Origin of the sequence: Streptococcus sp. 27098_8_74 (assembly GCF_041431705.1) — a bacterium.
In the GTDB taxonomy this organism is placed as follows: domain Bacteria; phylum Bacillota; class Bacilli; order Lactobacillales; family Streptococcaceae; genus Streptococcus; species Streptococcus salivarius_E.
Genome location: NZ_JAPVYF010000024.1, coordinates 21081 through 29653, shown reverse-complemented (window position 1 = coordinate 29653; position 8573 = coordinate 21081). Strand labels below are relative to the sequence as shown.

The 8573-nt window shown below is 39.2% G+C and carries 3 protein-coding genes; all 3 read right to left on the bottom strand.

The features are described from left to right. Positions 1–51: 51 nt before the first annotated feature. The gene (locus O3670_RS09000; protein WP_371596046.1) at positions 52–2913 is read right to left on the bottom strand and encodes a glucosyl transferase; all 2862 of its coding nucleotides are present in this window, start codon (positions 2911–2913) and stop codon (positions 52–54) included. A 266-nt stretch (positions 2914–3179) separates the two neighbouring features. Next, complete coding sequence (locus tag O3670_RS08995) at positions 3180–5420, bottom strand: glucosyl transferase (protein WP_371596045.1); 2241 nt, start codon at positions 5418–5420, stop codon at positions 3180–3182. A 279-nt stretch (positions 5421–5699) separates the two neighbouring features. Continuing rightward, positions 5700–8507 (bottom strand): KxYKxGKxW signal peptide domain-containing protein, encoded by a 2808-nt coding sequence (locus O3670_RS08990; protein ID WP_371596044.1) that lies wholly within the window; start codon positions 8505–8507, stop codon positions 5700–5702. Positions 8508–8573 lie beyond the last annotated feature (66 nt).

Genomic DNA, 8573 nt, shown 5'->3' with positions numbered 1-8573 from the left:
TTTTGTTTGTATGACTAGTAAGAATAATTTTAGTCGATCTTCTGACTTATCTTACAATTGCTTCGCACGTCCATTTTCATCAAAGTGATAAGTCACACCATTGATGGTACGTGTTTGGTTGGTGACGAGCTCACCAGAGTTTTCATCGTAAAAACGAGTACCCTTGTAGTCTGTAACGAAATCACCCTTCACTTGTTTACCTTCATAATCAAAGTAGAGGTGTTGACCATTGATGACTTGATCAAATAGAAGAGCCTTTCCATCGTTACCGAAGTAGTACCAGTGTCCATCTGCATAGACGAATTGGTTGGTTACAGCAGCTCCAGTCTCAGCATCGAAGTAGTAAGTTGGGTTGTCTTCTGCTCTATTTGGGAAGGAAATATAAAAGTAAGGTCTAGCTAATTGTCCACGAACTTGTTCGTTTGTTTCGTATTTGTTCATTGGATTGTTAGAGAAGAAATAAAGCTTACCATCAATTTCTTTAAGGCCCTTTGCTTTTTTTCCGTCTTCCTCTATATAGTACCAACGACCATAAGATTTAACAAAACCAGTTTTTTTCACAGCTTCGCCAGTTTCGTCATCATAGTAAGGTGGCTCTTGGTATACGTTAAAGGAACCACGAAGAACTCTACCATATCGACCAACATAGTAATCCTTACCATCAATAGTTATATTCCCAGTTCGTCCATTACTGCTAATGTAGTATAAATCGTCACCAATCTTAATAAACTGATCACGAGGGAGTTCTTTTCGTGCTCCACTATCTTTATCGTAGTAGTAACCATCTAGAACAGTATCTTTAGCTTGTACACCATTATAGTCAAAGTAAACGTGTACCCCATCGATGGTTTGTGAGCCTTTAAGGATATTACCTTCTGCATCTGCATAGTACCATTTACCATCATGGCTAAAGTATTGACCTTTTACAAGAGCTCCAGAATTTTTATCATAGTACTTAACTGGGCTAGTATAGGAGTTTGCTTTAACCGCATGCCCATTACTATCGGTAAATTCTCCTTTAATTTGATTACCATAATATGGATCAAAGTGAACCTGTACCCCGTCGATGGTTTGATCGCCTTTAAGGATTTTTCCTTCTCCATTAAGATAGTACCAGTTATCGTTGATGTAAACGTAGCGATTGGTACCAAGGTCTATTTTAGCACCAGAATCTTTGTCGTAGAAGTAGCCATCATTACCAAAGACACCTTTGGCTTGTTTACCATCATAAGGGTCAAAGTATACAGGAACATTGTTAATGGTTTGAGAACCTTTAAGCCGTTTACCGTCATTGCCTACGTAGTACCAGTCTTTGTCGACTTGGACATAACTATTGATTACGAGAGCACCAGTAGTACTGTTATAATATTTTTTGTTACTTGCGAAATTTCCCTTAACCTGAGCGCCAGTTTTTTCGTCAAAGAAGTATTCAATGTTGTCGATGACGGTCGCTCCTTTAATAGCCTTACTATCTGCTCCAATGAAGTAGGTCTTGTCATTAACGGTAACGAAACGATTAGTAACTAAAGTTCCAGAGTCTTTATCGTGAAATTGATTTTTATAGTCAAAATCTCCTTTAACTTGTTTACCTCCATATTCAAAATAAACGTGAGCTCCATCAATAATGTGTTCACCGGTTAAAATTTTTCCATCGTTACCGACATAGTACCAATTGTCTCTGATTTGAACATAACGATTGGCACCAAGATCAACACGATTTCCGTCCTGATCGTAAAAGTAACCATCGTCAGCAAAATTGTCGAAAACCTGGCTTCCCTCGTAGGTATCGAAGTAGACTTGTTTACCGTCAATTGTTTGAGGACCAGTTAACCGAATTCCTTGGTCGTTAACATAATAACGTTCATTTCGATGTTTGTAAGGATTATAAGCGATAACATATTGATTGGTGGCAAGAGCACCAGTATCCTTATCGTAGTATCGAGATTTATTATCCCCCTCATCTTTGACAAAATATCCTTTGACTTGAGCTCCGTATTGTCGGAAGTAAACCTTAACACCATCGATGGTTTGTGGTCCCTTTAAAATAGCACCATCATTTCCAGCATAGTACCATTCCCCGTTTAATTCGAAATAGCGGTTTGTTCCGAAATCCACTTGTTTACCATATTTGTCATAATAACGGCCATCAGGAGCAAAATTGTTTTTAATTAGTTCACCATACTGCTCAAAATAATACCACGCTCCATTAACTTCTTTAGAACCAATTGCCTTATTACCATTTTCATCAACGTAATAGGTTCTACCATATTCTTCAACAAATTTATTAGTAACAAGAGCACCAGAGTCTTTGTCATAATAGTGACCGTCCCAGCCAAATCCCCCTTTAACCTGAACACTGCCTGGATTGAAGTAGACCTTAACGCCATCAATAGTTTGTGGTCCAGTCAGGTCTTTACCGCTAGCATCTTTGTAATGCCAGTAGCCTTGGTCGTCGCTATAGTATTGACCACCAGTGACGTTTGTTTCATTAGGTACTGAAGCTGTCTCGCTGGCAGCTCGGTCTGTAGTTACGGCTTCACGTGTTTGGCCTGCAACTGATTCTGTAGGAGTTTGGCTTTCGTTTGCAGTTGTTGAGGCAGTTTCACTGACAACTTCAGAGCTTGCAGCAGAAGTTGTGGCTTGTTCTGAGACATTTGTAGTGCTTTGAGTGGTGCCTAAATTTTCAGTAGTAGCAGGAGCTTCGACAACCTTAGTTTCTACGAGGTCTGCGGTAGTTTCCACATTTGCAGTGGTAGTAGCGTTCACATCAAGGTTTGATGAGTTATCAGCTTTAGCTTCCTCAGCGAAGGCAGGCTTTGCGATGAGGGCAAAACCTGCAAGAGCAGTTGCACATGAGAATGCAATCAGACGTTTTTTGGACTTAGGTCCAGTAAAATTAGAATGTACTTTCATACTTTTTCCTCCATTTCCTAAGTCCTATTATAGCGCTATTTTAGAGACTTTCAAGAAAATATAAGAAATTTAGACAAAAATAAGAAAACGATTACATAGGAAAGCGAGTAAATGGCAAATGTCACAATTTTTGCAATCATAGGAACTTAAAAAATAAAAAAATCCAGGACCTGTGCCCTGGATAAGGAGATTATGAAAAAGAAAAGTTTTAGGATGATTATAGTATATAGAGCAGAGCCTAAAGTTTTCTTAAAGTAAGGAATAGCTTAAACTTTAGTCGCGTTACCATTTTCATCAAAATGATAAGTTACACCTTTGATAGTACGTGTTTGGTTAGTGACGAGTTCACCAGAGTTTTCATCGTAGTAGTGACCATCTGGTGCAAAAGCGCCTTTAACTTGTCTACCATGATTTTTATCGAAGTAAAGTTGTTGTCCATTAATCTGAACGGCACCAGTAGCTGCTGAACCATCCGCATAGAAGTAGTACCAGTAATTACCCCATTGATAGAAACGATTTTTAATTGCTCTACCGTCATGACCGAAGTAGTAGATTTTACCATCGATGTAATTAATACTGTCTTGCCACATGTCACCCAGTTGGGTGTACTTATAGGCACCTCCTCGACGGAAGTAATATAAATCACCATTGATTTCATGAAGTCCAAGGACTTTGTTACCTTTCTCGTCAAGATAGTAAGTTAAGCCTCTGTTATCTTTAACAAACCCAGCTTTGGTTACTTTGCGACCATTATCTTTATCGTAATAGTACTCAGGCATATAGACGCCATCTTGACCAAATCCTCCTTTAGCTTGTACCCCTCGATAGTTGAAGAAGACATCTTGTCCATCGATATTTCGAGCTCCCTTGACTGGCTTACCGTCTTTACCTACATAGAACCAATTACCCATGTATTCAACATAACGATTGGTTACAAGATTTCCAGAATTAATATCGTAGAATGCGTATAAATCACCGTAGGAATCACCATAAGCACCTTTAACCTGTTGACCATTGTCGCGGAAGAATACTTTTTGTCCATCGATAATTTGAGCTCCAGTAAGGTTGTCTCCATTTGCGTTTTTATAATACCAATTTCCGTTATCATCACTATAATAACCATTTGGGTTAGGAGCATCCGTACCTACGCCATTTTCATCAAATCGATAGGTCATACCATTAACTGTTAGAGTGGTGTTAGAGACGCGTGCTCCTGAATCAGGATCATAGTAGCGAAGAGTACCATTGTCGAGAACAAGCTCTCCTTTAGCTTGACGACCATTAGCATATAGGTAAACGATTTGACCGTCTATATTGACTTCACCATCTTGAGGACGAATAGCATTTCCATCTGCACCATAATAGTACCAGCCATCATTTTCTTGGACATAGCGATTTTTAACGGCTTGACCAGTAACTGAGTCAAAATAGTAGCGACGGGTAATATTAGTAGGGGTACCAAAACCATAAGTACGTGGTGAATTTTGCCCTTCTTCTAGTAAAATGCTGATTCCTTTTTGTAGGACGCCGGTATCAACAGGAGAGGCAGCTTCACGTGCTTTGAAATAGTAGATATTACCATCAATTTCACGTATTCCTGTAAATTTAGAACCATCGTTCTTGATGTAAAAGGTTTGGCCTTTTTTATTCTGAACTAGACCTTCTTTTCGGACCCTTGCACCAGAGTTAGAGTCGTAATAGAAAGTTTGATCTGGATAGCTATAGTCCTCTCCGCTAAAGTCACCTTTGATTTGAACACCTTTATAATCGAAGTAGACTTCTTGACCATTGATAGTTTGTTCTCCAGTGAGTGGATAGCCATCTTTACCTAAATAGTACCAATTACCTTGGGATTCAAGGTATCGATTCGTCCATAGTTGCCCAGTATCAACATCGTAGTAACGAAATAGATTATTATTCCTATCGAGTAAAGGCCCCTTAACTTGTTGCCCATTACTGCGGAAATAAACATTTTGGCCATCGATAGTCTGTTCGCCTACGAGGTTTTTACCACTGGCATCTTTATAATACCAGTTGCCTTGGTCATCACTATAGTATTGACCACCAGTGACGTTTGTTTCATTAGGTACTGAAGCTGTCTCATTGGCAGCTCGGTCTGTAGTTACAGCATCACGTGTTTGGCCTGTGGCTGATTCCGCAGGTGCTTGACTTTCGCTTGCAGTTGTTGAAGCTGTTTCACTGGCAGTTTCAGAACTTGCTGTAGAAGTTGAGGCTTGTTCTGAGACATTTGTGGTGTTTTCTGTGCTAGCCACATTTTCAGTAGTAGCAGGAGCTTCGACAACCTTTGTTTCTACGAGGTCTGCTGTGGTTTCCACATTGGCAGTGGTAGCAGCAGTCACATCAAGGTTTGATGAGTTATCAGCTTTAGCTTCCTCAGCGAAGGCAGGTCTTGCGATAAAGGCAAAACTTGCAAGAGCAGTTGCACATGAGAATGCAATCAAACGTTTTTTGGACTTTTGTCCAGTAAAATTAGAATGTACTTTCATACTTTTTCCTCCATTTCCTAAGTCTTATTATAGCGCTATTTTAGAGAGTTTCAAGAAAATATAAGAAATTTAGACAAAGATAAGAAAACGATTACATAGAAAAGAGAGTGAATATCAAATATCAAAATTTTATCAGTCGTAAGAGTTTAAAAACACAAAAAATCCAGGACCTGCGCCCTGGATTTAGGAGATTATGAAAAAGAAAAGTTTTAGGATGGTTATAGTATATAAAGCATAGCCTAAAGTTTTCTTAAAGTAAGAAATATCTTGTTTTCCACTTTAATTCACTTTTTCAGTTGCTACACCATTTTCATCAATGACATAAGTTTTGCCATCTTTTTCTAGTGTTGCATTGGTTGTGATTGGAGAACCGCTAAGGTCTTTACCCATTGAAATTGATTCTTCGAAGTGATAGAGCTTACCGTCAATTTCCTTCCAGGTTGGTTGGTAGTAAGAGATTGCTCTAGGCTCAAGATAGCAGAGGTAGCCTTCATCAGTGCGGTAGAATCCTTTTCGAACGATTCCATTTTCGTCTGAAACGTAACGAGACGCCGCTCTATTTCTCAGCAATATGCCACCAAAAGCAAGTAAGTAGTCTTTTCCATCAATCGTCTTTATTGTGACTGAATCGAAATATCTTTTACTTGGATCAAGATAATAGGTTTCTCCATCAATTTCTTTCCAACCAGAAAATAGTTTTCCTTCAGAATCTGCAACAAAAATGTTGCCTGATGTTTTAAGAATGGTGTTAACTAAGAGATGACCATCTTTGTTAAAGTAATAATAATTTCCATCGATTAAAAGTAAATCATCTTCAGCTTGAAGACCATCTTCCTTAAAGTAAACACGGTGATTATCTAGTGTGTACCAACCAAAAACTTGAGCTCCATCATTGCCAAAGTAGAGCTTAGAATAGTAATTGTACGGATAGAATGCATTACGGAGGAGTTCACCATTGTTTTCAGCGAAATAGTAGTACTTACCATCTATAAGGATACGCTTACCTTTTATTTGCTTACCACTGCCATCAAAGTAGAGTTGGACACCATTAATGGTTTGCCATCCAGTAGCTAATTGGCCCTTATCTTTGAGATAAGTCCAATCGCCATCCTTGTCCTGAACAAAGGTGTTGCGTAGAGATGATGTGACATGTCCTTCTTCATCAATAGTATAGGTTACGCCGCCAAGCTCAATAGTACGGTTAGTCCACAAAGCTCCGCTATCTTTATCGAAGTAGTAGGTATCACCATCAATGTCAATCAAAGTACCTTTTGCTTGCTTACCATTTTTATCAAAGTAGAGTGCCACACCATCAATGGTTTGACGACCTGTTAGGAGTTTACCATCTTTGTCGTAGTAGTACCAGTTCCAAAAATCGTCGCGAATAAACTGATTTTTAGGTGTAACTTCAGTTGAGATTCCCTTGTCATCAAAGGAATAGACTTTGTCATCAACTTTCAAAGTTGTATTAGAGACAATAATTGTAGGACGCATGCCAGCAGTAGGTTCAACGTAATCCCCATCTGTCAATCGGTAACGTTGCCCATTGATTTCCTCCCATGAAGGCTTAGTGACACTTTTTACTGCTGGTTGGAAGTAGTGGAGTTGACCATCAATACCTCGTTGGAATCCTTTTAAGACAATTCCGTTTTCATCAGTGCCATAGATTCCATTAAAGATGCCCTCGATTCGATAGACAACGGGTGCAAAGTAGGCTTTAAGGCTATTTTTTTGGACTACACTATTAATGACAAAATAATCATTATTTTCAAAAGTGATAATACCGTTTAGGACAACCCCATTTTCAGTAAAAATGTATTCCTTACCATCAATTATATGTCTACCGGTTTGAATGACGCCGTCAGCATCAGTGTGATAAGTTGTTTTACTAGAGAAAAACATAGAAGGTCTCTCAACGATTCCATACGTATTCTTAACCAATTGACCATCATAATCAAACAAATATTTCTTCCCATCAATGGTTACGACATCATTTTGAGCTCTCAGGCCGTCTGTTTGGAAGTAGTAGCGTTTGTTATCGATTGTATGCCAACCTGTAACGGGAGCACCGTCCTCTCCTAGATATTCAAAGAGGTGCGTATACATTGGGTTGGTTCTGTAACTATTAAAGATGATATGTTCATACCATTGATTAGTCATTAAGGCACCATTATGATAGGCAAAATAGTAGTGCTTGCCGTCGATTTCTTGTTTTTGTCCTTTGACTTGTTTGCCATCTTTATCAAAATAAAGGATGACACCATCAACATTTTGCCAACCAGTCAATTTTTCACCATTAGCAGTGTAGTAATACCAGTCTTGTTGGTTATCAGATTGGAAATGGCCACCAGTCACGACCTGAGTAGGTAGTTGTGTTTTTTCGGTTAGGATGCCATCAGCATCTGCTAGATAGGTTTTACCGTCTACTTCAATGCTTGTATCAGTTACCTTGCGTCCATTATCTTTATCGTAGTAGTAATCCTTGCCATCAATGGTAATCTTTTCACCTTTTGCCTGGATACCATTGTCATGGAAGTAGAGGCTGAAGCTGTCGATGGTTTGTGGACCCGTTAGTTTGTGGCCCTCGCTGTCTAGGTAATACCAGTTACCTTGATCATCTGAGGTGAACTTGCCACCTTGGGAAGGTAATTCCTGAGCAGTAGTTGCGTTGTCGCTTGTTTCGGATGAGGTTTCAACACTCCTATCGGCAGTAGTTGTTTCATTAACTGGAGCTACCTCAACCTTTTGATTAGTTTCACTGGTAGGCTGTGTAGTAATAGTTTCTGTAGGTTGAGTAGCAACATTAGTAGATGCAGTATCAGTTGAGACTGCTTCACTAGAAGCTTTCTCAACAGTAGTGCTTGCTGGAGCTACTTCGGTTCTTGTAATGAGGCTGGCACTTGTCTCAAGATTGCTGTCAGAGACGACATTTTCAGGACTGTTAACAGCAGTCGTTTCTGGTTTGACTTCATCGGCTCCGACCTGTCCTAGTCCAATTAGTGAAGCCCCGATAGCCAAACTTGAGGCAGCGATTGTAATCCAATGTTTCTTAACTTTATGAAGTTTGAAACGAACTTTGTTTTCCATAAATTTCCCCCTTATTATGGTGATTTGGCATACTCACATCGTGAAATAATTAACGAGATTATACCA